The 24,415-nt window shown below is 69.4% G+C and carries 30 protein-coding genes; 18 read left to right on the plus strand and 12 right to left on the minus strand.

All coding sequences use genetic code 11. From position 1 onward, the window contains the following. The first annotated feature begins 663 nt into the window (after positions 1 to 663). Both ACWEV0_RS01650 and ACWEV0_RS01655 read left to right on the plus strand, forming a co-directional pair. Positions 664 to 1,227 carry a hypothetical protein gene (locus tag ACWEV0_RS01650; protein ID WP_453145460.1) on the plus strand — a complete coding sequence of 188 codons (564 nt, stop codon included), beginning with the start codon at positions 664 to 666 and terminating at the stop codon, positions 1,225 to 1,227. A 39-nt stretch (positions 1,228 to 1,266) separates the two neighbouring features. After that, the gene (locus ACWEV0_RS01655; protein ID WP_453145461.1) at positions 1,267 to 1,473 is read left to right on the plus strand and encodes a hypothetical protein; all 207 of its coding nucleotides are present in this window, start codon (positions 1,267 to 1,269) and stop codon (positions 1,471 to 1,473) included. Positions 1,474 to 1,808: 335 nt separating this feature from the next. Here ACWEV0_RS01655 and ACWEV0_RS01660 read toward each other — a convergent pair. The 4 genes from ACWEV0_RS01660 to ACWEV0_RS01675 form a co-directional block, all read right to left on the minus strand. After that, positions 1,809 to 2,617, minus strand: a protein-coding gene (locus ACWEV0_RS01660) for an IS5 family transposase (protein WP_453145462.1) whose coding sequence is annotated in 2 segments (ribosomal slippage) — positions 1,809 to 2,278 and positions 2,278 to 2,617 — 810 coding nt in all. Because the reading frame shifts where the segments join, the coding sequence is not laid out codon by codon here. 78 nt (positions 2,618 to 2,695) lie between these two features. Continuing rightward, complete coding sequence (locus tag ACWEV0_RS01665) at positions 2,696 to 3,277, minus strand: hypothetical protein (protein WP_453145463.1); 582 nt, start codon at positions 3,275 to 3,277, stop codon at positions 2,696 to 2,698. A 163-nt stretch (positions 3,278 to 3,440) separates the two neighbouring features. Beyond that, positions 3,441 to 3,776, minus strand: a complete 336-nt coding sequence (locus tag ACWEV0_RS01670; RefSeq protein ID WP_453145465.1) for an HNH endonuclease — start codon at positions 3,774 to 3,776, stop codon at positions 3,441 to 3,443. 1,009 nt (positions 3,777 to 4,785) lie between these two features. After that, the gene (locus tag ACWEV0_RS01675; RefSeq protein WP_453145467.1) at positions 4,786 to 6,534 is read right to left on the minus strand and encodes a recombinase family protein; all 1,749 of its coding nucleotides are present in this window, start codon (positions 6,532 to 6,534) and stop codon (positions 4,786 to 4,788) included. Between ACWEV0_RS01675 and ACWEV0_RS01680 the strand changes: the two genes are divergently transcribed. Together ACWEV0_RS01680 and ACWEV0_RS01685 are read left to right on the plus strand one after the other, a co-directional pair. After that, entirely contained in the window at positions 6,535 to 6,852 is a 318-nt protein-coding gene (locus ACWEV0_RS01680) for an antibiotic biosynthesis monooxygenase family protein (RefSeq protein ID WP_453145469.1), read from the plus strand. Positions 6,853 to 6,881: 29 nt separating this feature from the next. Beyond that, positions 6,882 to 7,367, plus strand: coding sequence for a GNAT family N-acetyltransferase (locus tag ACWEV0_RS01685; RefSeq protein WP_453145471.1), 486 nt, complete (start codon positions 6,882 to 6,884; stop codon positions 7,365 to 7,367). Between the two features lie 15 nt (positions 7,368 to 7,382). Here the strand turns inward: ACWEV0_RS01685 and ACWEV0_RS01690 are convergent, their stop codons facing one another. Continuing rightward, a complete protein-coding gene (locus ACWEV0_RS01690) occupies positions 7,383 to 9,449 on the minus strand; it encodes a DHA2 family efflux MFS transporter permease subunit (protein ID WP_453145473.1) in 2,067 nt (688 codons plus the stop codon). Between the two features lie 601 nt (positions 9,450 to 10,050). Between ACWEV0_RS01690 and ACWEV0_RS01695 the strand changes: the two genes are divergently transcribed. The 5 genes from ACWEV0_RS01695 (at position 10,051) to ACWEV0_RS01715 (ending at position 14,855) form a co-directional block, all read left to right on the plus strand. Beyond that, the gene (locus ACWEV0_RS01695) at positions 10,051 to 11,115 is read left to right on the plus strand and encodes a peptidoglycan-binding domain-containing protein (protein ID WP_453145475.1); all 1,065 of its coding nucleotides are present in this window, start codon (positions 10,051 to 10,053) and stop codon (positions 11,113 to 11,115) included. A gap of 231 nt (positions 11,116 to 11,346) precedes the next feature. Continuing rightward, on the plus strand, positions 11,347 to 12,018 hold the full coding sequence (locus ACWEV0_RS01700) for an HAD-IA family hydrolase (RefSeq protein WP_453145477.1): 672 nt from the start codon (positions 11,347 to 11,349) through the stop codon (positions 12,016 to 12,018). A 596-nt stretch (positions 12,019 to 12,614) separates the two neighbouring features. After that, complete coding sequence (locus tag ACWEV0_RS01705) at positions 12,615 to 13,265, plus strand: HNH endonuclease family protein (protein WP_453145478.1); 651 nt, start codon at positions 12,615 to 12,617, stop codon at positions 13,263 to 13,265. 130 nt (positions 13,266 to 13,395) lie between these two features. Then, entirely contained in the window at positions 13,396 to 13,836 is a 441-nt protein-coding gene (locus ACWEV0_RS01710) for a DoxX family protein (protein ID WP_453145480.1), read from the plus strand. Between the two features lie 296 nt (positions 13,837 to 14,132). Next, on the plus strand, positions 14,133 to 14,855 hold the full coding sequence (locus ACWEV0_RS01715; RefSeq protein WP_453145482.1) for a DedA family protein: 723 nt from the start codon (positions 14,133 to 14,135) through the stop codon (positions 14,853 to 14,855). On the opposite strand, the gene ACWEV0_RS01720 is transcribed toward ACWEV0_RS01715, so the two are convergent. Further along, positions 14,815 to 15,087 (minus strand): DUF2277 domain-containing protein, encoded by a 273-nt coding sequence (locus ACWEV0_RS01720; protein ID WP_453145483.1) that lies wholly within the window; start codon positions 15,085 to 15,087, stop codon positions 14,815 to 14,817. The genes ACWEV0_RS01715 and ACWEV0_RS01720 overlap by 41 nt on opposite strands. A gap of 41 nt (positions 15,088 to 15,128) precedes the next feature. Then, entirely contained in the window at positions 15,129 to 15,353 is a 225-nt protein-coding gene (locus tag ACWEV0_RS01725) for a hypothetical protein (RefSeq protein WP_451609810.1), read from the minus strand. 235 nt (positions 15,354 to 15,588) lie between these two features. Between ACWEV0_RS01725 and ACWEV0_RS01730 the strand changes: the two genes are divergently transcribed. Together ACWEV0_RS01730 and ACWEV0_RS01735 are read left to right on the plus strand one after the other, a co-directional pair. Then, entirely contained in the window at positions 15,589 to 16,362 is a 774-nt protein-coding gene (locus ACWEV0_RS01730; protein ID WP_453145486.1) for a GntR family transcriptional regulator, read from the plus strand. Positions 16,363 to 16,506: 144 nt separating this feature from the next. After that, positions 16,507 to 16,956: a lamin tail domain-containing protein gene (locus tag ACWEV0_RS01735; protein ID WP_453145487.1), complete on the plus strand. Its 450-nt coding sequence runs from the start codon at positions 16,507 to 16,509 to the stop codon at positions 16,954 to 16,956. Here ACWEV0_RS01735 and ACWEV0_RS01740 read toward each other — a convergent pair whose 3' ends face one another. Continuing rightward, positions 16,957 to 17,505, minus strand: a complete 549-nt coding sequence (locus ACWEV0_RS01740) for a DUF4231 domain-containing protein (protein WP_453145489.1) — start codon at positions 17,503 to 17,505, stop codon at positions 16,957 to 16,959. 44 nt (positions 17,506 to 17,549) lie between these two features. On the opposite strand from ACWEV0_RS01740, the gene ACWEV0_RS01745 reads away from it, so the two are divergent. After that, positions 17,550 to 18,266, plus strand: a complete 717-nt coding sequence (locus ACWEV0_RS01745; protein WP_453145491.1) for a DUF4253 domain-containing protein — start codon at positions 17,550 to 17,552, stop codon at positions 18,264 to 18,266. Between the two features lie 287 nt (positions 18,267 to 18,553). On the opposite strand, the gene ACWEV0_RS01750 is transcribed toward ACWEV0_RS01745, so the two are convergent. Beyond that, positions 18,554 to 19,042 carry a hypothetical protein gene (locus tag ACWEV0_RS01750; RefSeq protein WP_453145493.1) on the minus strand — a complete coding sequence of 163 codons (489 nt, stop codon included), beginning with the start codon at positions 19,040 to 19,042 and terminating at the stop codon, positions 18,554 to 18,556. Between the two features lie 235 nt (positions 19,043 to 19,277). Here ACWEV0_RS01750 and ACWEV0_RS01755 point away from each other — a divergent pair, with 235 nt between their 5' ends. Then, on the plus strand, positions 19,278 to 21,020 hold the full coding sequence (locus ACWEV0_RS01755; RefSeq protein ID WP_453145494.1) for an HNH endonuclease: 1,743 nt from the start codon (positions 19,278 to 19,280) through the stop codon (positions 21,018 to 21,020). A gap of 129 nt (positions 21,021 to 21,149) precedes the next feature. Here ACWEV0_RS01755 and ACWEV0_RS01760 read toward each other — a convergent pair whose 3' ends face one another. Genes ACWEV0_RS01760 through ACWEV0_RS01770 form a run of 3 tightly spaced genes read right to left on the minus strand, consistent with a single transcriptional unit; the run spans position 21,150 to position 22,726 of the window. Next, entirely contained in the window at positions 21,150 to 21,437 is a 288-nt protein-coding gene (locus ACWEV0_RS01760; RefSeq protein WP_453145496.1) for a hypothetical protein, read from the minus strand. Continuing rightward, positions 21,427 to 21,939 carry a hypothetical protein gene (locus ACWEV0_RS01765; RefSeq protein ID WP_453145498.1) on the minus strand — a complete coding sequence of 171 codons (513 nt, stop codon included), beginning with the start codon at positions 21,937 to 21,939 and terminating at the stop codon, positions 21,427 to 21,429. The genes ACWEV0_RS01760 and ACWEV0_RS01765 overlap by 11 nt, the downstream gene beginning before the upstream one ends. A 31-nt stretch (positions 21,940 to 21,970) precedes the next feature. Next, positions 21,971 to 22,726, minus strand: a complete 756-nt coding sequence (locus ACWEV0_RS01770; protein ID WP_453145500.1) for a GntR family transcriptional regulator — start codon at positions 22,724 to 22,726, stop codon at positions 21,971 to 21,973. Between the two features lie 78 nt (positions 22,727 to 22,804). Between ACWEV0_RS01770 and ACWEV0_RS01775 the strand changes: the two genes are divergently transcribed. Genes ACWEV0_RS01775 through ACWEV0_RS01795 form a run of 5 tightly spaced genes read left to right on the plus strand, consistent with a single transcriptional unit; the run spans position 22,805 to position 24,367 of the window. After that, positions 22,805 to 23,083 (plus strand): hypothetical protein, encoded by a 279-nt coding sequence (locus ACWEV0_RS01775; protein ID WP_453145555.1) that lies wholly within the window; start codon positions 22,805 to 22,807, stop codon positions 23,081 to 23,083. 12 nt (positions 23,084 to 23,095) lie between these two features. Further along, positions 23,096 to 23,284 carry a hypothetical protein gene (locus tag ACWEV0_RS01780; protein WP_453145502.1) on the plus strand — a complete coding sequence of 63 codons (189 nt, stop codon included), beginning with the start codon at positions 23,096 to 23,098 and terminating at the stop codon, positions 23,282 to 23,284. Beyond that, positions 23,284 to 23,463 (plus strand): hypothetical protein, encoded by a 180-nt coding sequence (locus ACWEV0_RS01785; protein WP_453145504.1) that lies wholly within the window; start codon positions 23,284 to 23,286, stop codon positions 23,461 to 23,463. The genes ACWEV0_RS01780 and ACWEV0_RS01785 overlap by 1 nt, the downstream gene beginning before the upstream one ends. Further along, positions 23,460 to 23,684, plus strand: a complete 225-nt coding sequence (locus ACWEV0_RS01790; protein WP_362146931.1) for a hypothetical protein — start codon at positions 23,460 to 23,462, stop codon at positions 23,682 to 23,684. Before ACWEV0_RS01785 ends, ACWEV0_RS01790 begins: the two co-directional genes overlap by 4 nt. Before the next feature lie 8 nt (positions 23,685 to 23,692). After that, positions 23,693 to 24,367: a GntR family transcriptional regulator gene (locus tag ACWEV0_RS01795; protein ID WP_453145506.1), complete on the plus strand. Its 675-nt coding sequence runs from the start codon at positions 23,693 to 23,695 to the stop codon at positions 24,365 to 24,367. The last annotated feature ends 48 nt before the right edge of the window (positions 24,368 to 24,415 follow it).

Genomic DNA, 24,415 nt, shown 5'->3' on the forward strand with positions numbered 1-24,415 from the left:
CTTTGTGCACATACGCCTCATGACGGCATGGGGGGGGGAGCAGCGATAGTCTTCACTTGTGATCAGCGCGATACCCCGAGGGGCCAGCGCAGCCCCCTGGCGTTAGCTCGAAGCACACGACCACGCCAAGCGCTACTGATCCCCGCGCTGTTCGAACTGGCTTTATCTGGCGTGGACTCGGACTCCTTGAACCTGGTCATCACCCATGGCTGCACAAGGGTGGTGCGCACCGGGCACTCCACGTCGCGGCGTGGCGTTGAGTCCCTTCATCTACTGACGTCACACAACGGCGCGCGACAGGATCCAGAGGACACGCGAGCCGCTTGACCCGAGCCATCGAGAGGACTGCCAACCATGACTACGAAGCACGGCGTACCACAGAGCACCACTTGCCCGGCACTTGAACTCCGCCTGGGTGGAGTGCACTTGACCGTGCAGCGCGTCCCGTCGTGGCTCGTCGCCCTGGTCACCACGGCCGGCGGGGCAGCGGGCACGTGGTGGGCACAGCGGTAGGGAAGCCGCCGGGTCAGTACGGTCGAGCAGCTCACGTTGGTGAACTGCCCCCCTTACTCGCAATCGGCCCCGCCTCAGCCCTGCGCCCCAGGACTTCTCGCCCTCGACGGCTAGACTCTGGCAGGCCGTTAGTTCGTCGGGGGAGGTGACATGGAGACAGCGACACAGCGCAACATCTGGACAGATGCCGGGTTGGACCACAACGTGATCGCCCGCCTGTGGGCCAAGAGCTCAGACGGGCTCCGCAGTGCCCTCGCCGAGCAGTTTCAGAGGCTCCTTAGCGAAGATCGCGAAGATCAGAACGACACCTCTTGGCTCTGGCCCAAGGGCGACGACTATGACGTGGTCTGTTCGTTTAAGCGTCTCCGAAACCTTCGTCAACCGCTTGGCACGCGGGATCGACTCAAGGCTGCCGCCGAGGATCTGCGCTCCGCGAACACTGTTACCGAGCGACGCGCCGCTGTACGCGAGTTCCGTGCCGCCTTCGCCGAGTTCGTTGCCTCCCTACTGCGGTTCCTCGTGCGGGTGCTCATCCTTCTTCTGTCCCGCATGTTGGGCCGCGCAGGAGCCGACGACGTTCCCGTGTGGAAGCCGGACCCCATCGACGCAGCACCACAGATCACGCCCCGAGGACCGAACCTCGCCTTCCCCGTGACTACCTACCGGGGCGGGCGTCGCAGCAGCGCGCAGGGGAGCGCCGTACTCGTTGCCTAGACAGCCCGTCGACCAAGCAAGGTCGAAAGGCTCAAAGTCATGTTCAACCTGCCGGACAGCGCCCCTTGGTGGGCGCTCCTGTCCGTGTCCGTCTTCCTCGCCGTCGTCTACGGCGGAATCCAGTTTTGGCGGCACACGTGGCCCCAGAACAGTCGGGACCGTCGAGCCGTCATCGAAGCGTGGCAGCGCGACCGCATCGAGCGGCGCAAGGAACTCGGCCGCGAGGCGGACCAGCAGGACCGATAGCTAGTGCGGGCCGGGGCCGTTGTCGTACAGCACCTTCACGAAGTGCGGCGCGGCCCGGGGACGAGAGTTGACGCGCCCTTCGGGATGCGGTCTCCTGCCCTCATGCCTGAACTCATGGGTCCCGACGATACGGAGACCGCCGGTAAGAACACGTTCGCACTCAAGCTCGGGCCAGTCCGCTTGCGCATGGAGAACGTATCCGAGCGGGTACAACTAGCCGTCGTCTATGGGGCAACTGCCATCGGTCTAAGTGCAGTCGCCGTCTACGCTGCACAGCTGATGGCGAGCCAGCCCACTGCGGAGGAAGGGGATTCGGAGGCCACTTATTGATCGTTTCAGAATGAGGTTCGGAGTCGTCTCAGGCACATGATGCTGCAGGCGAGTTGAAGGAGGCCGAGGTGCAGGTCGGCGCGTACCTCGTAGCGGACACGTAGGCGCTTGAACTGGTGCAGCCAGGCGAAGGTCCGCTCGACCACCCAGCGGGTCTTGCCCAAGCCGGAACCGTGAACGACGCCGCGACGGGCGATGAGAGGCTTGATCCCACGCTTCCACAGCAGGCGGCGGTACTTGTCGAAGTCGTAGCCCCGGTCGGCGAACAGTCTGCGCGGTCGCGTCCGCGGGCGGCCTCGCAGGCCCCGGATCGGCGGGATCGCGTCCAAGAGGGGCAGGAGCTGTGTGACGTCGTGGCGGTGGCCGTCGGTCAGCGTTACGGCCAGCGGGCTGCCGTGCCGGTCGACGATCAGGTGGTGTTTGCTGCCCGGCCGGCCCCGGTCGACCGGCGAAGGGCCGGTGTGATCCCCCCTTTGAGCGCCCGGACGTGCGAGCCGTCGATCGCCGAATCCTCCATGTCCAGGAGACTCGCCTTCCGCAGTTCGGCGAGAAGCACTTCGTGCAGCCGGGGCCAGACGCCATCCTCAGTCCAGTCCCGGAGCCGGCGCCAGGCAGTCACTCCTGAACAGCCAACGACCTGGATGGGGACATCGCGCCAGGCCACGCCCTTGCGGAGCACGTAGATGATGCCGGCGAGCGCGACGCGGTCCGGCACAGGCAGTCGTCCGGGGTGGCGATGGCGTCGGGCAGGCCGAGTCGGGAGAAGCGCAGCTATGCGCTCCCAGAGATCGTCGGGCACAAGGTCGGCGGGCATGCCGGAGATTCTGCCCGACGCCCTATCAAGCATTGGCGGCGAATCCGGTGTTGATGCGAATGGTGGGGCTGGGCGGGTTCAGCGCCAGCCTCCGTGGCGTGGTTCCACGGGCTCGCCGAACAGTGGGCCGAACTCCTGGCCGTCCTCGTCGATCACGACGTAGTCCGCCTCCGTCTTCGACGCAGCTGCGTGCAACCGGATGACGAGGTCAGTGACAGGCACGATACGCAGCGACAGGGCTGCGGCCACCTGGGCAGCTTCGTTGTCGATGTCCGGGTTGTACTTGTCGCGGGACAGTCCAAGGCGTCGAGCGGAGACCTGCATGACCTCGACATCGCCACCGCCCGAGAACGTGAGGCAGTCGTGCCATTCCAGCCCGATGATGATTTCCAGGGCTTCCCCCAGATCATCGGCGAGCAGACCACCTTCCCCTTCGGAACTCGCGTACACAACCGGTCGCCGGCCGTTCTGCTCGGCGCAGAGGAAGTAGGCCCCACCGGCGGACTCCCCGGCGATCACCTCCATCGGCGCACCCGAGGCAAGCCTCAAGCCCTCGCCATAGTGTTTCCGATGGATGTCGAAGCCGAACGACGACCTCAGCAGAAGGTCGATCTCCTGGGTGTTCCGGATCAGGTCGAGCAGGTGATCACTTGAGGTCATGGCACGGACGATAGCGACTGTCACTGACGTGTCGGCACCGCGGTGAACAGCGTGCTGCTGTCCGTCCACGGCCTGCCTGTCCCCGAAGAGGGCGCTTCACGTCCGCTCGAAGGGCCATCCATGCCTGCATCCGAGCCATCACTGCTCATTCTGAAACCACCAGTTAGGCCGCTCCTCCGAACTCGGTACTCGTCTTGAGCTGGTGGCACCCCCGGCACAGCACTTGCACGTTCCCCGCCGTGTCGGCCCCTCCCAACGCGAGGGGCCGCACATGGTCCGCGTCCACGTCTGCCGCAAGGAAATCGTCTAGGCACCAGTCACACCACGCGTGCCCCTTCCGCTCGATGATCCGGCGGAGCCGTGCAGCAGCATCGTTCCGGGCCGCTCGTCGTCGCCTCCGTGCTCGGCGCGTGCGGACGGTCGGTCGTCGCTCGTACACCCCGTGGCGGGTCTTGCGGCCCCGATGGGTCGCCGGCTCCGTGCAGTCGATACAGCGCATGGCGCCCCCTCTATGTCGTGAGCGACCGGATAGGCAACACACCGCTACCCGTGGGCCCGGTTGCAACGGGCATGTGGTCGCTCGTCGTCGTTCTCTGCGCGCCCACCCCGGGACTCGAACCCGGAACTCTGCGGCCGATATCCCCGAACCGGGGCCGGTACCGACACCAGACCACCCCGGTAACGCGGGATGCGGTGCAGCACGGGCAGAGCTGGTGTGAGGGCGGGCACTCGGTCCGCCGCGATCCCCCTTGGGGTGGGTGCGCGGTAGTCCCGCCCTCACTGTGTTGTGGGGACCAGCAGATTCCCGCGCCGTCTATCCGGCCGCGGGCCGTACCGCTCGGTCCCTCCCTGGTGCCCCAGTAGCCGGGACCGAAGGTGTCCCGGGAGCGCCGAGCCGTTTCGGTGGTGACGACAGAGACCCCGGCTTCCCTTTCCTCTGCAAGTGAGCACTCCCAACACCTCTTCGCCCCGCTGTAGGGCGGTCCCGCCCAAGGGCGAGCCAGCGTCCTCACGAGGCGCCCCCAGCGTGCCTAGCCCCGGCCGGAAGCTGGCTCGGTACCTCCTCACTGTGTTGTAGGGATCAACAGATTCCCAGCAGCCGCCGTGCGGCGTGCTCGGTTCGTGCAGTCCCTATGGGGAGCAAGAGATCCCCGCCCCCTCTGCCCGGCTGCGATCGGTGCGGCTCGGCCCCTCACTGCGATGTGGGGGCCACCGAATTCCCGGGGGCCGCGAGCGGAGGGGCTGAGCATGACGGGATGGCGTTTCGACGAACGGTTTGTTTTTCTCCATATTTTTTTCTTGTGCACACGAAAAATAGTCTTAACTGTCATATCGTCATGGCTCCGCCCGCTGTGGTCGGCTCCGCTGTGGGCACAGCAAAGCCCCGGCGGTCTGCGGGGACTACCGGGGCTGGCTGGGGGCGATCCGTAAGCCGACAGGGCTCAGAAACACCGAACGGCCCGCCGCCGAATTTCCCCGCGGCGGACCGTACAGACCCCTCAGAGGGCTCAGGTTTCCGCAGGGTCGGGTGACTCAGCCCATCGCACGATCACACGGTCCCGCGTGTTCGCGTTGCGGCCCCTGCCGACGGACTTGGCGATCCTCACGGAGTCGATAAAGAGCGCCAGGAACTCCCGCTTCTTCTCCAGGTCCCACGCCGCCCATGTCGACCCCTCCCCGATGGGATCTCCGTCCACGCTCGTCCACTCGTTGGGGATCTGGATGCTTCGGTTGCCGGTTGCCTCCAGTTCCGTCAGCCGTTCGGCCGTCCGCTCCTCGTGGGCAGCCAACCGCGCCATGGACTCCCTGAACATCTGCGCACCGGTCTCGTCGGCGTAGACGCCGGCCAGCCGGTCCACGTGGAGGATGCGGCGGGACTCCCGTACGTGCTCCAACTCGGCTCGCACCGCCGCACGTTCCGCGTCTCGCTGGGACGTGTCCTGTTGGCGGGCAAAGCGCCGTGACGCCTCGGCCAGCCATTCGAGGTCTTCCGGGTCGTCGGGGTCGATGGCCAGGAGGCGGGCCCACACCCGCCCCGCCGTCTCGCTGTCCGCCGCGTCCTGGCCGATGGCGAGACCACCGTGGCCCGCGATGACTCCCCCGGCCCGGTTGCACTTGTAGTAGAGCTTCCCGGCACGCCGGTCAGTCACCATCACGGAACCGCAGACGTCGCAGAACAGCAGTCCGTGTCCGGCCAGCAGAGTCGGGACGCGCCGACCCGCTCGTACGACCACCTGCGTCCGGCCGTCCAGCACGTCCTGGAGCTTCCACCACTCCTCCGTGGGGATCAGCGCTTCGTGCGACTGGACGGGCTGCCCTTCGTCGTCCCGCAGGATGACACGCTTCCCCGTCTTGCCCGGGATGGGATTGCCGTCGGCGTCCTTGGTCGCCTGTACCCGTCCCTGCCACTCGATCGCGTACCCCGCAAGGCGCGGGTCCCGCAGAATGCGCAGGACTGTCGACGACACCCACGCGGGCCGCTCCACAACTTCCGAGACTCCGCGCGCACGGCGCGAGGCGAGGCGCTTGGCTCCCGAGGCCCCCAGGGACTCCGCCTTCGTGGGGACGCCGTCCTCGTTGAGTCGCTTGGCGATCTGCGAGGCGGACATGCCTTCCGCCGCCCACTTGGCCATGTCACGAACGTGCGGTGCTTCCACCAGGTCCGGGACGAGTCGGACGACGGTCAGATTGCCGCTGGTCGCCCTCTCCGCCGTGAAGCCGTACGGGGCTACGCCGGAAACGTGGCTACCAGCCCGCCGCAGCGTGTCCTTGGTGGCGGAGACGTAGGCCGACTTCATGTCGGACTCCTGCTGTGCCAGACCCGCGATGATGGCGAGGATGCCGACCCCGACCGGGGTGGACGTGTCGAGGTACGGCTCTTCGACGCTCACCAGCCGGACGCCGTGCGCCTCCAGTTCCTCGATGATCCGCATCGCTTCCAGCGCGCCACGGCGGGTGAGGCGGGACAGCGAGAAGACGACCACCGCGTCCACGTGCCCACCTCGCACCGCCGTCATCATCTCCTCGAACCCCGGGCGGTGGATACTCGGGTCCCACCCCGACTTGCCCACGTCCTCGAAGTGGCCCGCGTCGCTCCACCCCTTCGACGCGATCAGCGAGGAGCACCGTTCGCGCTGCGCCACGGGCGATGCTTGCGAGTCGTCCTCACGCCGTTTTGACTGGCGGATGTACGAGACTGCACGTACGTGATCAAGGCTCGGCGCAGCGCCCGGCCTGTGCTTCCTGAGAGGTGTCATGTGCCCAGTGTGGTAAAGATCAACGTCCTGACCGTCCCGGCCGAGCAGCGCGAGGTCCTGGAGCAGCGCTTCGCCTCCCGCGCCGGGGCCGTCGAGGGGTCGGACGGCTTCGAGTGGTTCGAGCTGCTCCGGCCGCTGGAGGGCACGGACCAGTACCTCGTGTACACGCGCTGGCGCAGCGAGGAGGACTTCCAGAACTGGATGAGCGGTTCCATGAAGGAGGCCCACCAGGGCGGCGCGGACCGGCCGAAGCCCGCCTCGACCGGCTCCACGCTGTGGTCGTTCGAGGTCGTCCAGCAGGCGTCCCCCAAGAACTGAGCTGCGGGCCGGGTCATGCGCGTCCCACAATGGCGCGCATGACCTGGATGATCACTCCCGAGCGCGTCGACACCCCGGACGCCACCGCCCTGCGCCGCGACTACTACGGCGATGTCGCGGGCCGCTACTTCGGTCGGGTCCTGAGCGAGGACGAGTACGACGACGACATGATCGACGACGGCCTCGAAGAGCTGGCCCCGCCGTCCGGCGCGTTTCTCGTCGGCCGGCATGACGGCGAGCCGGCGGCCTGCGGCGGTGTCGTGCTGCTGGACGCCGAACGGGCCGAGCTGACACGGGTGTTCATCCGTCCGGCGTTCCGCGGGAAGGGCGGGGCCGACCTGCTCATGCGCGGTCTGGAGGACGCGGCGCGCGAGCTCGGCGCCCGGCGCATGGTGCTGAACACGCGCCTGGACCTGGTGGAGGCGCGGGCGCTGTACACGCGCAACGGCTACGCGGAGATCCCGGCGTACTGCACGGGCCCGTACATGGAGATCTGGTACGGCAAGGAGCTCTGACCCGCCGGACCGGCCTCAGGCGCGGTGGTCGCGGGGCGGCTCCGGTTCGGGGGGCCGTTCCGCGTCCGAGCCGGCGAGTTCGGCGGTGAGGAGTTCGACGAGCCGGACGAGGTCGGTGGGCCGGTCCGGGCCCCACCAGTCGCCGAGGAGGTCGGCGAGGGAGTCCTCGCGGGCCTTGGCGAGCCGTACGGCGGTCTCCGACCCGGGTGCGGTGAGCACCAGTTGGAGCCCTTCGCGCGCCACGAGCTGCCGTTCCTCCAGCTGCCGGGCGGCCTCGGTGATCGCGCGCAGCGGTACGGGGGTCGCCTCGGCGAGGCGGGCGGGTTCGACGGCGCCGTGGCGGCGGACGCGCAGCAGCAGCCAGCTGGCGGCGGGCAGGAGGTCGAGCCCGGCGCGGGCGGTGATCTTCTCGTAGACGTGTTTGCGGCCCTCGCGGGTGCCGAGCACGGACAGCGCACGGGCGCACTCGTCGTAGGAGGAGCGCTCGACGGGGTTGGAGGCGACGGTCTGGCTGGCGTCGGGCGCGGTGACGGAGCCGCGCAGCCGGTCCTCCTTGAGGAACCAGGCGACGACGAAGGCGACGAGGACGACCGGCGCCGCGTACAGGAACACGTCCGTGATGGACGTGGCGTACGCGTGCAGGACGGCCGGCTGGAGGCGGGCCGGGAGCGCGGCGATGGCGCGCGGGTCGGCGGCGATGCGGTCGGCGCTGACGCCGGGTGGCAGCGGCTGTCCGGCGAGGGCGTCCTGGAGTTTGCCGGTGAGGCGGTTGGTGAAGATCGTGCCGAAGACGGCGACGCCGAAGGACGCTCCGATGGAGCGGAAGAAGGTGGCCCCGGAGGTGGCGACGCCGAGGTCCGCGTACGGCACGGAGTTCTGCACGACGAGGACGAGGACCTGCATGACGAGGCCGAGTCCGGCGCCGAAGACGAAGAAGTAGACGCTCATCTCCCAGGTGGGGCTGGTCTCGGTCAGCCGGTGCAGGAGCAGCAGGCCGAACGCGGTGACGGCGGTGCCCGCGATGGGGAAGACCTTCCAGCGGCCGGTGCGGGAGACGATCTGCCCGGAGGCGGTGGAGGTGAGCAGCATGCCGACGACCATGGGCAGCATGTGCACGCCGGACATGGTGGGGCTGACGCCCTGCACGACCTGGAGGAAGGTCGGCAGATAGGTCATCGCGCCGAACATCGCGAAGCCGACGATGAAGCTGATGACGGCGACGAGGCTGAAGGTGCGGATCCGGAACAGCTTGAGCGGCAGCACGGGTTCGGCGGCGCGCCGTTCGACGAGGACGAAGCAGCCGAGGAGGACGGCGCCGAGGACGGCGAGTCCGATGATCTGCGCCGAGCCCCAGGGCCAGGTGGTGCCGCCGAGGGAGGCGACGAGGACCAGGCAGGTGGCGACCGAGGCGATGAGGAAGGTGCCGAGGTAGTCGATGGTGTGGCGGGTGGCGCCGACCGGGATGTGCAGGACGGCGGCGATGACGAAGAGCGCGACGACGCCGATGGGAAGGTTGATGTAGAAGACCCAGCGCCAGGAGAGGTGCTCGGTGAACAGTCCGCCGAGCAGCGGCCCGAGGACGCTCGTGGCGCCGAAGACGGCACCGAAAAGACCCTGGTAGCGGCCGCGTTCGCGCGGCGAGACGAGGTCGCCGACGATCGCCATCGACAGCACCATCAGCCCGCCGCCGCCGAGGCCCTGGACCGCGCGGAAGGCGATGAGCTGCGGCATGTTCTGGGCGATGCCGCAGAGCGCCGAGCCGATGAGGAAGAGGACGATCGCGCCCTGGAAGAGCTTCTTGCGCCCGTACTGGTCGCCGAGCTTGCCCCAGAGCGGGGTGGCGGCGGTCGAGGCCAGCATGTAGGCGGTGACGACCCAGGACAGGTGCTCCATGCCGCCGAGTTCGCTGACGATGGTCGGCAGGGCGGTGGAGACGATCGTCTGGTCGAGCGCGGCGAGCAGCATGCCGAGCAGCAGCGCGCCGATCGCCACGAGGACGGTCCGGTGACTCTGCCCCTCGCCCGGCGCCGCCCCGGGTAGGGGGCCTCCGGCGGGCTGCGGAGCGCGTATGTCCTGGGCCATGGGCATCTCCTCCGGGTCCTGCGGGTCCTACGGGCCTGCGGGCCTGCGGGCCTGCGGGTCCTGCTGGTGCCGCCGCTCCTCTGGGCGCGTCCTTCGTAGATCCATCCTGGATGGTTGACGCCGTTATGGCCTGTTATGGCCTGTGGAGGGGTACAGGCGTTCACCTCGCCGTGGCGGGCGGGCTGCATAATCGCTCGCAGTTGACTGGGGAGGGGCTCCAACCATGTCCGGAAACGTCTGTCCTGAGTGCGGTGCACACAGACCCGGCTGCGCCTGCGAACGCACGGAGGCACAGGCTGCCGCACTGGCCGCGGCGGAGGACTTCGATCCGCTGCGCATCCGGCCGTACGTGTCGCTGGGCGCGCCGGACGACGACACGGCGGTGATGGCCCCGGTCCCGCCGGGGGCGGGAGCTCCGGGGGCGCTGGGGGTCTCGGCGGTGTCGGTGACGCCGGGAGCTCCGATGGCGCCGGGGGCTCCGATGGCTCCGATGGGGCCTGGTGCGCCGATGGCGGCGGCGGGGCCGTTGCCGCCGGAGGTGCCGCCAGGTGGTGCGCCGGGTGGGGCGCCGGGTGCTTTGGCGGGCGACGGGCGGGGTGCGGTGCCGGGCGCCGGTCAGGGCGCGGCGGCGGGCGCGCTGCCGGATGCCGGTCCGGATGCCGGGCTGGGCGCAGGTCCGGGCACGGCGCCGGGCGGGCTGCAGGGCGCGCTGCCGGGGGAGCTGCCGACACAGGTGCAGGCGGCCTACCCGACCGGGGGTTACGGGGAGGGGTACAGCGCCGGGTACGGGGCCGGGACGGCTGCGACCGGGTACGGGGCCGGGCCAGGGGCCGCCGGGTACGAGGAGGCGACGGCCGCGTACGGGGCCATACCGGCTGCCGGGTACGGGACCGGGGCCGAGAGCGGGTACGCGCCTCGGGCGGAGGACGACGGGTACGACGGCGGGTACGAGGGCGCGTACAGCCACACCACTCCGTCCTTGGGGTCCGTGGGCGCGTACGAGGGCGCCGACGCCTACGAGCCGGCGCACACCCTCGCGTACGCCCCCGACGGGTACGAGGAGCGGGGCCGCGGCCGGGGCCGGGCGGTGATGATCGCGGGCGTGGTGGCGGCGGCGGTCGTCGGCACCGCGGTCCTCGCGACCACGCTGATCGGCGGCGACGACGGCACCGACGACCGGGCCGACGTCCCCGTCGTCACCACCAGCGCGTCCCTGAACCTCGCCGTGTCCGAGGCGCCGACCACCACCCCCTCCTCGTCGGCGTCCACCTCCGAGTCCCCCACGGCGAGCCGGACCTCCGCGTCCGCCTCGCCGTCGCCGAAGGCCACGCGTACCGCGACCGCCACGACCTCCGGCGCGCCGACCGGCCCGGCCCGGCCGACGGCCACGGCGGGCGGGAGCGCGCCGACCGAGAGCGGGGCGCCGGAGGCCGAGACCCTGAGCATGGGCTCGACGGGGCCGCAGGTGGAGGACCTCCAGTGGCGGCTGCGCGAGGCAGGGCTCTACAGCGGGCCGATCGACGGCCGGTACGGGAAGAAGGTCAAACACGGGGTCGAGGTCTTCCAGTCGTACATGGACATCACCGAGGACCCGCGGGGCGTGTACGGGCCGACCACACGGAGCCAGCTGGAAGCGGTGACGAGCGGCCAGGGGGACGGCCAGTAGGGCGGGCGGCCCGGCCGACCGACCGACGACCGGCTGACGACTGGCTGACGGCTGGCATGGTCCGGGATGCGGACGTGGGTGGCGGTCCCGGCACAGCGTTTTGTATCGTGGAGAAACAAAGTGGCCCCGCCCGCACCCCCTGACCGGCGGGCGGGACCGCTTCGTACCGCTTCACGCCGATTCGTACGACTTCGCACCGCCGCATCTCCGACACCCCTCCTGGAGATCCCCATGACCGCCACCACCCCGGCGTCGCTCACCGCCCGTGCCCTGCTCCTCGACATGGACGGCACGCTCGTCAACTCCGACGCCGTCGTGGAGCGCTGCTGGCGCCACTGGGCGGAGCGGCAGGGGCTCGACCCCGACGAGGTCATGACGGTGGTGCACGGGCGTCAGGGGTACGCCACGATGGCCGTCCTGCTGCCGGACCGGCCCATGGAGCAGAACTACGCCGACAACCGGGTCATGCTCGCCGAGGAGACCGCCGATCTCGACGGCGTCGTCCCGGTCCCCGGCGCCCCCGCGTTCCTGGCCGCGCTCGCCTCGCTCCCGCACGCGCTGGTGACCTCGGCCGACCGGGCCCTCTCCGCGGCCAGGATGGGCGCGGCGGGGCTGCCGATGCCCGCGGCCCGCGTGACCGCCGAGGACGTGAGCGCCAGCAAGCCGGACCCGGAGGGCTTCCTGAAGGGCGCCGCCGAACTGGGCTTCGCGCCCGAGGACTGCATCGTCTTCGAGGACTCCGAGGCCGGCATCCAGGCCGGCCGCGCCGCCGGCATGCGGGTGGTCGGCGTGGGTGCGCGCGCAGCCGCGTTCGCGCCGGACGTACTGGTGGAGGACCTGACGGCCGTACGGATCGAGACGGCGGGCGACGGCGCGATCACCCTCACTTTCGCGGCCGAGTAAGCCCAACGGCCCCTTCAGCCCAGGGCGGGGCCACCCCGGCCCGACCCTGACCCAGGAACCCGCCTCGGCCCCGGCCCAGCTCCCGCCCCCGGACCCCGGACCCCGGGCCTGTTCCAACCTCAGCACCGCCCTGAACCGGGGACCGCCCCAGCCCCGCCCTCAGCCCCGCCCGGGACCCGCCGCGGCCTCACCCTGCCCGCACCAGGCCTGCCCGTGGCGCCACCCTGCCCGCACCCGGGAACTCGCCCCAGCCCTCACGCTCCGCCCGGTCCGGGACCTGCCCCGGCCCGCCCTTCCAGCCCAGGCCCGCGCCACCGGCCGAAGGCCACCGGACCCTAGGGCCCGCAAGGACCATCTCCCCTCCCCTACGCCACGCCGTCAGGCCGCCAACCTCCCACCCCCACACGGGAACTGCCCCCTCCTCACGAGAACAGCCACCCCGCCACACCTTCACCACACCTCCGCACCCGCCACCCCTTGATGTGACGTGCACATGTCGCCACGCTGTCACCTGGCGCATCCCCGACGGAAACGTCGCGCCGCCACGATGACCGGGCCGACCACCCGGCACCGGCCCCCACACCAAGGGAGTTCGCATGTCCGCCGCCAGTGTCTACGCGCGTCGAATAGCCACGCTCGCCGCCTCCGCCGCCCTGACCGTCACCGGCCTTCTCGCCACCGCCCCGGCCGCACAGGCGTCCCCGCCCACCCCGGTCGACGCCGCCACCGCCCGCACCTACCTCGCGGCTCTGACGGTCAAGCCCGCCGGCTCGACCACCGGCTACAGCCGCGACCTCTTCCCGCACTGGATCACCCAGTACGGCACCTGCAACACCCGCGAGGTGGTGCTCAAGCGCGACGGCGTCAACGTCACCACGGACGCCAACTGCGCGGCCACGAGCGGCAGCTGGTACTCCGAGTACGACGGCGCCACCTGGTCCCTCGCCTCCGACCTCGACATCGACCACGTCGTCCCGCTCGCCGAGGCGTGGCGCTCGGGCGCCGACAGCTGGACCACGACCAAGCGGCAGGGCTTCGCCAACGACCTGACCCGCCCGCAGCTCATCGCGGTCACCGACAACGTCAACCAGGCCAAGGGCGACAAGGACCCGGCGCAGTGGATGCCGCCGCGCACGGCGTACCACTGCACGTACGCCCGGATGTGGGTGCAGGTGAAGTACTACTACGACCTCAGCGTCGACTCGGCGGAGAAGAGCGCGCTGCAGTCGATCCTCAACGGCTGCTGAGCCGAACGGAACCGGATCCGGAACCGGCACCGATTTCCAAATGTTGAACTTGCAAGCACTAGTGAGGGATGCCTAACCTAAGGACTTCATCGGTTCACCGTCCCCCCACGCCCGAAGGAGTCCTCCCCCCATGAATGCGCTTGCGAGCCGTCTGAACCAGGCCCAGCCCTACGCGCTCGGACTGTTCCGGGTCGTCGTCGGCCTGCTCTTCGCCTGCCATGGCGCCGCCTCGCTCTTCGGAGTGCTGGGCGGCGCCATGGGTGGCGGCACGGTGCCGACGGGCAGCTGGCCGGGCTGGTACGCGGCCGTCATCCAACTGGTCGCCGGCGCCCTGGTCCTGGTGGGCCTGGGCACGCGCGCGGCCGCGTTCATAGCCTCCGGCTCGATGGCGTACGCGTACTTCTCGGTCCACCAGCCCGAAGGCCTGTTCCCGCTGCAGAACGGCGGCGACGGCGCGGCCCTGTTCTGCTGGGCGTTCCTGCTGCTCGTCTTCACCGGCCCGGGCGCGTTCGCGCTCGACGCCCTGTTCACCGGGCAGCGGTCGGAGAAGAGCGCGACCGTCACCGCGTAAGGGCAGCCAGGTCTACGCGGCGGGCCAGGGCCGGAGCCTGCGCCAAGGCCGGGCCGAAGCCGGAGCCTGCGCCAAGGCCGAAGCTGAAGCTGAAGCCTGCGCCAAGGCCGGGCCGAAGCCGAAGCTGAAGCCGGAGCCCAGGCGAAGACCGGGCCCGGGACCAGAGCGGGACCAGGCCCAGGGCCGGACCCGGGACCAGAGCCGGACCCGGGACCAGAGCCGGACCCGGGACCAGCGCCACGGTTCCCGGCCCCGGTCGCCGCCCGGGAACCGCCGCCCGCGTAGGCTCTGGCGCTGTGAACGTGCTCGACGGCACGGGGTGGTCGCTGCAGGCGCTGACCGCGGGCCCGTGGATCTACGCGGCGGTGACGACGTCGATCCTGCTCGACGTCTTCCTGCCGGTGCTGCCGAGCGGAATCCTGGTCGTCACGGCCGCCACGGCGGCTGCCGGGGCGTCGGCCTCGGCCCCACTCTCCGTCGCGGCAGCCGTCCCGACCGCCGTCCCGGCCGCCGTCCCGACCGCGGCGAAGGCCACCGCGTTGGCCGGCGCGGCCGCCCCGTACGCCCCCTCCCTCCTCGCGCTGCTGCTCTGCGCGGCCACCGCCTCGATGCTCGGCGACCTCGCCGCGTACCACCTGGCCCGGCGCGGCGGAACCCGCCTCGCTCGGGCCGTCGCCCGCTCGCGCCGCCTGACCGCCGCGCAGGAACGTCTCGGCGAGACGCTCGCCCGGGGAGGCGGCCTGCTGGTCGTACTCGCCCGCTTCGCCCCCGCCGGCCGCTCCGTCGTCTCCCTCGGCGCGGGCGCGACCGGGCGCCGGCTGCGCGACTTCCTGCCCTGGTCGGCGCTGGCCGCGGCGATCTGGGCGGGCTACGGCGTGGGCCTCGGCTGGCTGGGCGGCCGCTGGCTGGGCGCGACCTGGCTCGGCGCCTGCGTACCGGTACTGGCGCTGTTCCTGGTCGGCTCGCTCGCGGCCTTCGTCATACGGCGTCCGGCTGCGACTCCGGCACCTGCGGCCTGACCGGCTCCGATACGACCGGGTGAGCCCCTCGTATCCGGAGACCGGCCAGGAGCCTGGCGGTGGCGTCCGCCATCTCCTCAACGGCGCGGTCGAAGACCTCGCGGTTGTGCGCGGCGGGCGCGCGGAAGCCGGAGACCTTGCGGACGTACTGCAGCGCGGCGGCGCGGATGTCGTCCTCGGTGGCCTCGTGGGACAGCGCGGGCGGGCGGAGTGTCTTGATGCTTCGGCACATGCCTCCAGTGTGGCGCGCGCCACTGACAACGCCATGCCGCGTCAGTTTCCCCAGGCCCGCCGGCTGCGGGCGTTGATCTCGGCGGCGCGGGCGCGCAGCTCGCGCAGGGGCGTGGCGGGCTGGACGTCGACGGGCTCGGCCTCCCACTCGTGGCCGCCGTGGACGGGGCGGATCAGGAAGCGGCCGGCCACGGTGGCGACGTAGAAGCCCACCTTCCCGGTGGCCGTGTCCCGGACGAGGTCACCGACCTCGGGCACTGGCTGCATGCATCCCTCCCGTCCGACCGTCCATCCGTCCGTCCATCCGTCCGTCCATCCATCAATCCATACGCGGAGATCAGATAGATACACCCAGAGAATCGCCGAGACCCCCCTCTGTCAACGCATCTCTAGAGATGTCCCCCGAAGGATGGATCGGCGGCGCGGGCCCGCGCACACGTGTACACCAGCCGCGAGAACCGGGCCTTAGGGTGTCCCGCAGACGGAAGGGAGTGGTCCACCCATGACTGACCAGACCGACCAGGACGCCGGTCGTCGGCCCAAGTACCAGCGCATCGCCGACGAGTTGAGAACCGCGATCCAGTCGGGCACCTTCGCCCCGGGCGACCGGCTCCCCGGCGAGAACGACCTCATGTCCACGTACGACGTGGCACGGATGACCGCCCGTCAGGCCCTGTCCGTCCTGCGCAGCGAGGGCCTGGCCGAGGCCCGCAAGGGCGCCGGGGTCTTCGTCCGCTCGTTCCGCCCGCTGCGCCGCCGCGGCATCCCGAGGCTGGCCCGGGAACACTGGGGCAGCGGCCGTTCGGTGTGGTCGGCGGACATCGAGGACCGCGCGCTCGTCGTCGACCAGATCGAGGTGACCCCGGCCGCCCCGGCGGGCGCGCGGGTGGCCCGGGTGCTCGGCCTGGACTCCCCCGACGCCCCGGTCTGCGTCCGCAGCCGCCGTTTCGTGCTCGACGACCGGCCGGTGCTGCTCTCCGTCTCGTACCTGCCGGCCGCCCTAGCCGAGGGCACCCCCATCACCGAACCGGACACCGGCCCCGGCGGCACGTACGCCCGCCTCACCGAACTGGGCCACCGCCCGACCCGTTTCCGCGAGGAGATCCGCTGTCGCATGCCCTCCTCGGAGGAATCGGCGCGACTCGCTCTGGAGTTCGGCACGCCGGTGATCCTGATCGGCCGGACGGCGGTGACGGAGGCGGGAGTCGCGGTGGAACTGAACGAGATGACGCTGGACGCGTCCTCGTACGTCCTGGAGTACGACTTCGACGCATAACGGCCAGTGGCCGATTCCCTTCCTTTCACGGAGAAGGCGTGAAGAACGTGCGTATTCTGTGAGCGCGTCCGGGATGGTTGAACGGGGGACGATGCCCGACACGCGCTCACCGAACGTCACTTGACCCGTGATTGAGGGACACCCATGTTCCGTACGCGCACGATCGCCGCTGCCGCCACGGCCGCCGCGGCGGGCCTGCTCCTGCTCCCCTCGCAGGCCCAGGCCGCAGGATCCGTCCACCTCTACAAGATCTACTACGACAGCCCGGGGACGGACTCCCGCTCCAACACCAGCCTCAACGGCGAGTGGGTCCAGATAGCCAACACGACCGCCTACGCGGTCAACCTGCGCGGATGGACGCTGACGGACGCGTCCGGCCACAAGTACACCTTCGGCAACTTCACCCTCGGCAAGGGCAAGACCGTCACCGTCCACACCGGCCGCGGCACGAACACCGCCGCGCACCTCTACCAGGGCCGCGCCGCGTACGTGTGGAACAACGACCGGGACACGGCCACCCTGAAGAAGTCGAACGGCATACGGGTCGACACCTGCTCGTACAACTCGACCCGAGTCGACTACGTCTGGTGCTGATCAGGCGGTGACGCTGGCGTCGCCGGCGCTCCCCTCGCGCTGCGAGGGGAGCCCGTACTGCTGCAGTTCGGAGTTGACCTGCCCGCCCAGGGTCATGACGTTGAGCGTCGCCGAGTTCTCGCTCGCGATCGCCTTCTCCACGCGCGCGACGAGCGTGGTGAACGCGTCCCGCTCCGACTGCCCGTGGTACGGGCCCACCCGTGCCTCGAAGTACACCCGCTCGTGCCCGAGCAGCTGCTCGGTCGACCGGTAGTTCTTCCACTGCTCCCGGTACCGGTACACGCTCTCCAGCGACACCGACGCCACCACGATCAGACTCAGCACGGTCGCCGTCACCCGCGCGAACCCGAGATCCAGATTCACGAGCACGGGCACCAGCGCACCCCCGACCACCGACACGGTCCGCATCCGCAGATGCATCGCCTTCATCTTGGTGGCCTTGCGGTCGTACCACTCCTGATACTGCCCGAGCCGCTCGTCGACGTACGCCTGAGGCGTCATCTCCCCGTCCCTCAGCTGCACTTCCGGCCCGTCCCCCATGTTCTCCATGCGGCGAGTATGGCACTGTCGGACCCGGTCGTTACGGTGGCCGCATGGCGATGACGATCGACGACCTCCAGCAGCTCTGCACCGCGCTGCCCCCGCTCCGCAAGGCGGCCACGGCAATGGACGGCACGCCCGTGTACGTGGGCGAGGTCGACGGCGTCGACGCGTTCCGACTGTGGAGCGACGTGCGCCAACTGCACGAGCGCACGGGCTGGTGGCCCGTCCTCACCGGCGAGCCGGGTGACCTGGCCGGCGTCCTGATCGGCCTGCGTCCCGACTTCGCGCCCGAGGCGACCGCCCCCAGCAGCCCCTACCTGCTGTCGGAAGAAGTGACGGCCGACGCCGTACACACCCTCGCCGCCCACATCGCCGCCGAAGTGGACCTCACCCGGGTCGGCGGCACCCACATCTCCGCGATCCGCCAGCCCCGCACGACCCTCTGCCTCGTCCAGGCCCCGGCCGGCCACGACGTCCCCGCCCTCCTCAACTGGCTGGGCGCCTGCAACCACGACCTCACCGGCGCCGATCACCAGTCCGTCCTTCGTCACTTCCACACCCACTACGGCGCCGAACTGGTGACCCTCCAGGACAACATCCTCGAACTCCTCGTCCACCACCGCCCCACCACCCCGGAGGCGGTAGCGACCGCCACCCTGGAGCACTACGCCTACTGCCCCGACATCGTCTCCCAGGGCGTCGGCTCCCTGGAGGCCCTCGCCGCAGGCCAGCTGCGCGCCGGCAGCTGGTACTTCTGGTGGGACTGAGCCCCCGGAGCGCCTCACCCGCGTCGGGCCCCCACCGCAATCGCACGAAGGCCCCCTGCCAAGATCGGCAGGGGGCCTTCGTCACACGGTGGGCGCGGACGGTTTCGAACCGCCGACATCTGCTTTGTAAGCCTGGCGCCACGCGTGTACACGTCCTCGCTGGTCGTCGCGCGTGCCACGCGACGAGCCTCTCGACGGGCGTTTACCCCGCGACGGGCTCCGAGTGTCCGTGGTTGACCGCTCGATCTGGCACGGATCTGGCACGAGAGCGCGCCGAGGCCAGGGGGTCAGTCGTGTCGCAAAGCTGGTACACGGATGCCGGGAGCAAGGTCGGTAGAAGACACCAACAACTGGGCTGCCGTTTGTAGATCGCGTTCCCATGCCGGGAGATCGTCCGGTTCGATCCATTCGCTGTACTCCGCTGCGACAGAGAGGAACTGCGTCTCCTCCTGGGTGCGTGCCGTGACGGTCATCGAAAGGCCGTCGCCGACTTCCTTGGGACTCAGCGCGCCTTGCACGAGACCGAACGCGAGGCTCACGAGAAGACGTCGACCGGCCGTCTCCTCGTCAGGAAGAGGCACGTCGAGCTCGCTCAGTGCTTGGACGTACAGCTCGCGAACCTCGGTCGCATCGCTCCGGCGCGACAGGCCGGCCAGCTCACGCAGGGCATGAGAGTCATGCCCGTCAACTAGCGCGTGCGCAGCGAGCATCGGGAGATCCTCAGGGCGGAGCACCTCCGCCACGTACTGCCAAGCACTGTCCTGCAACCGGTCCATGACGGCCATCGTGGAGGGCGCGAGGCGTTTTGACCAGCAGATTGTCATTGCCTCAGCGGCTTGCCTGGACACGGCTCCGGAGGCCCCATGCGGCTCGCCTGCCTCCGCTGGTCACACGGTCGCCGGGCCCCAGCCCGGCAACCGCCGTCCACAAATAGTCCACGCCTGAAAGGAGTAGGGGCTCCCCCGCCTGGCAAGATCAGGAAAGCAGGATGGTGCAGCAGGGGGAGGCCCAGTGGGAAGCTTGCGTGTCGGTGACGTGTTTCGGTCGGCCCAGAACCGAGACCCGTCGGTAGGGCGCATCGATGGCTACCCGAATATCCATCACATCACAGCTTCCACGGTCCTCGCCCAGATTCAGCTCAGCAAGGGAATCAACCCGATCGCCAAGGCCAAGGCTGTCGGCGGGCGGCGGCGCCCGGCCATCCTGATCCGTTCCAGCCCGTGGAAGGCTGGTACCGCTGAGACACCTTGGCACGACGTGTTCGACCTGGATAACGGCCACGTGCGCTACTTCGGCGACCACAGGGTGGATCACGCAGTGCCGGTGGGAACGACCCAAGGCAACGCGGTGCTGCTGGAGGCGTTGGGGGAGCATCAGGCAACTACCTCAGAAGAGCGTGCGCTGGCCACGCCTATGCTGCTCTTCGCGGCGGTATCCCGGAACGGAACGCCGAAGGGATACGTCGAGTTCTGCGGCGTGGCGATCATCGAAGATGCCGAGCAGATCGAGCAGGAGGCGGAGGGAAGGTCCTTCCCCAACTATCGCTATGACCTCTCCATCTTGGACCTGACCGCAGAAGAAGATCAGGTCGATTGGGCTTGGATCGAGGACCGAGGAAGACCCGAACTGTCGGCTGCAGACGCGCTCACACGCGCTCCCCGCTCCTGGCGTCAGTGGGTCGAGCAGGGGCATGCCGTCTTGCCGAAGTTGCGACGGCAGACCACGCGAGGGGCCAGTAGCTCAGGCTGGCGCTCGGAGGACGACGACCGCGGCTCCATGACACTGTTTCCCGCCCCCCGCCGACCGGACGACTCAGCTTCAGCCCCTTCTGTACCAACCGGGTCGCTGGAGAATATGACGGTCAGCGTGCTCATGGACAGGTTGAGAAGCCTCAAAGTCCACCAGAGGAACGGTCGGCAGAGTAGGCACAAGCCACTTGCCTTGCTGTGGGGCATCTCCCGCGTGGCTACGGGAAAGCCTTCCCTTGCACCTTGGCGCCAGTTCCGCGACGAGGTGGGAGGGCTGTTGGCCGAGTTCGGCCTCCCAGACTCTTCTGTGACCCCTGAGTATCCGTTCTGGCACCTGCGAACAAGCCAACTGTGGGATGTGCATGGTGTGCCGGCCGAGCAGACCACCAAGGTGCATGCGGCAACGTTCGACAGGTTGAATCCCGAGGGAGGGATAGTCGAGCAGGCCGAGCGGCTGCTGAGCGATCCGTGCGTGCGGTCGGAAGCGATCGCCGTGCTGCGGGAGACATACCTTGCCGACATAGACCAGCACGCCCTGATGCAACGGCTGGGATTGGCCGGCTACGAGAGAGCCAGCGGCGTCGGCGACTTCACAGAAGACCAGGGGACGGAGGGCAGCCCCGCCGCACGGCGTACGGTCGCCGCATCTCGTATCGTCCGCGACACCGATTTGGCGGCCAAGGCGAAGAAGCTGCACGCCGACCGATGTCAGGTCTGCGGCCTACAGTTGCCCACGCGGTTCGGCACCTACAGCGAAGCCGCCCACATCCGCGGCCTGGGCCGTCCCCATAACGGTCCCGACGAGCTGCCGAACCTACTGGTGCTGTGCCCGAACCATCACGTCCAGTTCGACACATTGGCGATCTACGTCGACCCGGACGGCATCGTTCGCATCACTGCCGACGGCAGCCGCATAGGCGAACTCCGGCCGCACCCCGCTCACCAGATCAACGCGGTACACCTTCGCTACCATCGCGCGCTGTGCGGCAGGGACACGACTGGCTAACGCCTTGCTCCGCTCGATCGAGAACCTTCACCAAAGGTGTGACCACCGCTTTAGGAGTTCGGTCGGGGTGTCGCTGGTGGGGGAGGGTAGCTGCTCGCGGCTGCCGTGCGGAGCCGTGGTGGACTGCTGTCATCCACCGTCGTTGATGTCAGTTGTGGATGTCGGCCGTCGGCGGCCTGCGAACGGCCGGTGATAGTCCGAAGCTTCTCCGACCGGGGGGTAGTCCCTGCTGAACACCACGTAGACGGGGAACTCGGGGTCGCCGACCTCCAGGAGCTGGAAGATGTCCAGGTCGTGGTTCGCGTACCGATGCATGTACTGGATGAAGAGCTTGAACTCGTCGTCCGACAGTCGCTCGTCGTGCCGCTCGTTGTGCATGTCGCCCCGTCGTTCGCGCTCGTTGATGTCAGCACTCATGACTGTCCTGGCACGGCGCGTGCTGGCACTTGTCGTCGCGTCGGTGCAGCCGTCGAAGGTCTTGCAGAGCAGCGACAGGGAACGGATGCAGCACCCACTTCTCCCGGTACCCGGTCTCGCCGTGCACCCGCAACACCGTCGCGGCGGCTTCCAGTACGGCATGACCCAGCACACTACGGGGCTGTGTCGAGCTCCAGGAGAGACTGCCCGCTTCGTCGGGCGAGTCCCGGCTGGTCGACATGTCCGGGAACCGGTAAATGGCGATGGCCACGTCTGTTCCTCGGCGCCGGAGACGCCACCTCAGTTCGGCGGGTTCGAGATCGAACGAGACGCGCTGGGCGGGTGAGTCTCCGTAGAGACCTGCCACGGCATGCAGCAAGTCGGCCAGGGCGTCCGTGCAGTAGCTGGCGAAGCCCTGGTGCTCCGAAGCGGTGTCGGCGATCCGGTACGTGACCCACCCCGAGCCGCCCAGTTCCCAGCTGAAGTGGAGATCGTCCGCCATTCGCACCCCTCCAAAGTGGCTCACAGCCCCATCATCGATTGATGGGGATCTCGTAAACGATCTCGCACAAAGCAGCCGGGACGACGATGTCCGCCGTCTCTACGGGGCGCCCCTGATCGCTGTAGTACGTCCGCCGGATGTGGGTGACGAGCGCGGCCTTCTGAATCCCGAGGAGTGAGGCTTCCTCGGTGGTGGCTTGGCGGGGCTCGGGCTGCTCGACGGCGTGGCTGACGGTGACACCGATCTCGGCCATCCGGTTCACGACGCCAACCCCCGCGTGAGGCCCGCCCTCGGGAAGGACGACGAGAGTCCCGCCGGTGAGGTCGTACGGCTCCCAACTCGTCGACAGTTGCACCGGCCGTCTATCGGCGAGGAACTCGTACACGGTCCGGACGCACAGCTCGCCCTCACCGATCCCGAGCCGCGCAGCGATCTCCGCCGGCGCGGGCACCTTCGCATCGGTACGGCTCTCCCAGCCGCCGTTACGCCCGACGGCCTTCATGTCCGCCCGGAACGGCGACCCGTCAGGCTGCTCGCGCGCTGCGGACCGAACCATCCGTACCCGTTGCCGGGGCTCGGCCACGTACGTCCCCGACCCGGCCCGCCCCTCCAGCACTCCCTGGGAGATCAACAGCTCTTGGGCCCGGCGAACGACGTTCTCGCCCACCCCGCACTCCTGGCCGATCTGGGCCCGAGAAGGCAGCCGGTCTCCAGGAGTCCACTCGTGCTCCGCGATCCGCCGCCGCAGTTCGTCGGCGATGCGGAGGTAAGGCGGCTGCTCAGGCATATGGAAAATCTAGTCCACTAGCTCTAATCTAGTTAACTAGCTTTACTGAAAGTGATCGCCGGTGACGGAGGCTGCCCTGTGCCTGCTCCAGAAGTAAGCGCGGAGGCCATCGCCGCCCGGCTGACCGCCATCGGGCTCACCACGCGCACGCAGGAGCACGCCCGACACACGTCGATCGAAGTGGAGGTACCGGAAAACCTCCCCGCCGAGACATGGCGTGAGGTCCTGGAAGTCATGGCGACGGCAGACCGGTTCGGGCTCCTCGCCACCAGCTTGGGCGGCCGCACCCTGTGGGCCGTCGTACGCAAAGCGGTCCCCGCGACGGGCGATGTCCGGGGACCTGGCCATCAGCGATAGGAGCTGATCAGCGTGCTCAACCGTATCCGTCGCGCCCTCGCGTGCACCAGAGAGCGGAACTCCCGAACGCCCGGCCGCCACGCGGTCTTACCGCCCACCTGCCTGATCCGCCCGGACGCCATTCGGGGCGAGGAGACCGTCCTGGTCCGCCCGTACGTACCCGCCATCGAGCACCTCCTCACGCCGGCGGAGGTCTTCTGATGCCGCACACGAAGTCCACCCCGTACCGCTCGACCTCTTGCCGGATCGGCACACACCACGAGTGCGCCCACTCCGCCCCGACGACGGCCCCGGTCGGCGTCCCGGTCATCTACGAGGCGTGCACCTGCTCCTGCCACAAGCCGGCCACGCACCCCGCCACCACGGAGGCGACGGCATGAAGACCTGGACTCCGAGCGGCGCCGTGGCCGGTCCCGTCGAGATCACCTCGACCAACGTGCAGCGCGGCGACGTCATCCAGATCGGCGGCCAACCCTGCCGCGTCGCCGACCTCCTCCAACTGCCCCGCGGCGCCAAACGCCTGCTCTTCGAATCGGGTGAACAACTGACCATGCACCCCCGCACCCGACTCATCGCGCTCCGAGTCCACAGAAGGTGGTGATCCAAGCCGTGCCGTCCCTCCGCGACACCATCGCCGAAGACCTCCGCACCCAGATCACCACCGGCCACCTCAAGCCCGGCGAACGCCTTCCCCCGGAACCTCAACTGGCCGCCCGCTACAAGGTCAGCACTCCTACCTTGCGTAACGCCCTGGCGCTCCTTCAAGCGGAGGGCCTGATCGACAAGCTCCACGGCAAGGGCAACTATGTCCGCCGCCCTCTCAGCCGACTCACGTACGAAGGCGGCGTCCTCACGCCCACCCACCCGTCCCTTCACGTCACGGTTCGCACCACCCAACTCCGCGCCCGAGGCGCGCTGGTCGCCCTGCTCAAGGTCCCGTCACGTACCCCGTTGACGGAGTTTCTCTGCATCGGTCACGAGGGCGGGTCCCCGCACAGTCTGGCCCGCATCTACATCCCTCGGGAGCTCGTCGCCGCCGAGCCGCCTTGGTGCCGCCAGCGGCCGGCGGAAGTCCAGGACAGCGTCACCGCCCGCCTCCCAACCTCGGAGGAAGCCGCAACCCTCCGCATCACCCCAGCCCTGGCCATCCTCGCCATCACCCGTGTCTCGACCGACCCGACCGGCCGTGTCATCGAGGCGGCCCACCTGGTCCTTCCTGGTGACCGCGCCGACGCCCGCTTCACCACCCGCCCCACGATCGAGGAAGGGAGCACAGAAGGATGACGGCCCACAACGGCCTCCGCCTCCTCCCATGGACAACCCAAGCCGGTA

The organism is Streptomyces sp. NPDC003943 (genome assembly GCF_053605265.1).

Bases quoted from the DNA above. Each gene is read 5' to 3' on its own strand.
- ACWEV0_RS01745 (WP_453145491.1), top strand. From the start codon at position 17,550: ATGGCGATGACGATCGACGACCTCCAGCAGCTCTGCACCGCGCTGCCC.
- ACWEV0_RS01750 (WP_453145493.1), bottom strand. From the start codon at position 19,042: ATGGACCGGTTGCAGGACAGTGCTTGGCAGTACGTGGCGGAGGTGCTC.
- ACWEV0_RS01705 (WP_453145478.1), top strand. From the start codon at position 12,615: ATGTCCGCCGCCAGTGTCTACGCGCGTCGAATAGCCACGCTCGCCGCC.
- ACWEV0_RS01770 (WP_453145500.1), bottom strand. From the start codon at position 22,726: ATGCCTGAGCAGCCGCCTTACCTCCGCATCGCCGACGAACTGCGGCGG.
- ACWEV0_RS01725 (WP_451609810.1), bottom strand. From the start codon at position 15,353: ATGCAGCCAGTGCCCGAGGTCGGTGACCTCGTCCGGGACACGGCCACC.
- ACWEV0_RS01735 (WP_453145487.1), top strand. From the start codon at position 16,507: ATGTTCCGTACGCGCACGATCGCCGCTGCCGCCACGGCCGCCGCGGCG.
- ACWEV0_RS01790 (WP_362146931.1), top strand. From the start codon at position 23,460: ATGAAGACCTGGACTCCGAGCGGCGCCGTGGCCGGTCCCGTCGAGATC.
- ACWEV0_RS01665 (WP_453145463.1), bottom strand. From the start codon at position 3,277: ATGACCTCAAGTGATCACCTGCTCGACCTGATCCGGAACACCCAGGAG.
- ACWEV0_RS01720 (WP_453145483.1), bottom strand. From the start codon at position 15,087: ATGTGCCGAAGCATCAAGACACTCCGCCCGCCCGCGCTGTCCCACGAG.
- ACWEV0_RS01700 (WP_453145477.1), top strand. From the start codon at position 11,347: ATGACCGCCACCACCCCGGCGTCGCTCACCGCCCGTGCCCTGCTCCTC.
- ACWEV0_RS01710 (WP_453145480.1), top strand. From the start codon at position 13,396: ATGAATGCGCTTGCGAGCCGTCTGAACCAGGCCCAGCCCTACGCGCTC.
- ACWEV0_RS01740 (WP_453145489.1), bottom strand. From the start codon at position 17,505: ATGGAGAACATGGGGGACGGGCCGGAAGTGCAGCTGAGGGACGGGGAG.
- ACWEV0_RS01685 (WP_453145471.1), top strand. From the start codon at position 6,882: ATGGCGCGCATGACCTGGATGATCACTCCCGAGCGCGTCGACACCCCG.
- ACWEV0_RS01670 (WP_453145465.1), bottom strand. From the start codon at position 3,776: ATGCGCTGTATCGACTGCACGGAGCCGGCGACCCATCGGGGCCGCAAG.
- ACWEV0_RS01650 (WP_453145460.1), top strand. From the start codon at position 664: ATGGAGACAGCGACACAGCGCAACATCTGGACAGATGCCGGGTTGGAC.
- ACWEV0_RS01765 (WP_453145498.1), bottom strand. From the start codon at position 21,939: ATGGCGGACGATCTCCACTTCAGCTGGGAACTGGGCGGCTCGGGGTGG.
- ACWEV0_RS01690 (WP_453145473.1), bottom strand. From the start codon at position 9,449: ATGGCCCAGGACATACGCGCTCCGCAGCCCGCCGGAGGCCCCCTACCC.
- ACWEV0_RS01730 (WP_453145486.1), top strand. From the start codon at position 15,589: ATGACTGACCAGACCGACCAGGACGCCGGTCGTCGGCCCAAGTACCAG.
- ACWEV0_RS01785 (WP_453145504.1), top strand. From the start codon at position 23,284: ATGCCGCACACGAAGTCCACCCCGTACCGCTCGACCTCTTGCCGGATC.
- ACWEV0_RS01655 (WP_453145461.1), top strand. From the start codon at position 1,267: ATGTTCAACCTGCCGGACAGCGCCCCTTGGTGGGCGCTCCTGTCCGTG.
- ACWEV0_RS01760 (WP_453145496.1), bottom strand. From the start codon at position 21,437: ATGAGTGCTGACATCAACGAGCGCGAACGACGGGGCGACATGCACAAC.
- ACWEV0_RS01675 (WP_453145467.1), bottom strand. From the start codon at position 6,534: ATGACACCTCTCAGGAAGCACAGGCCGGGCGCTGCGCCGAGCCTTGAT.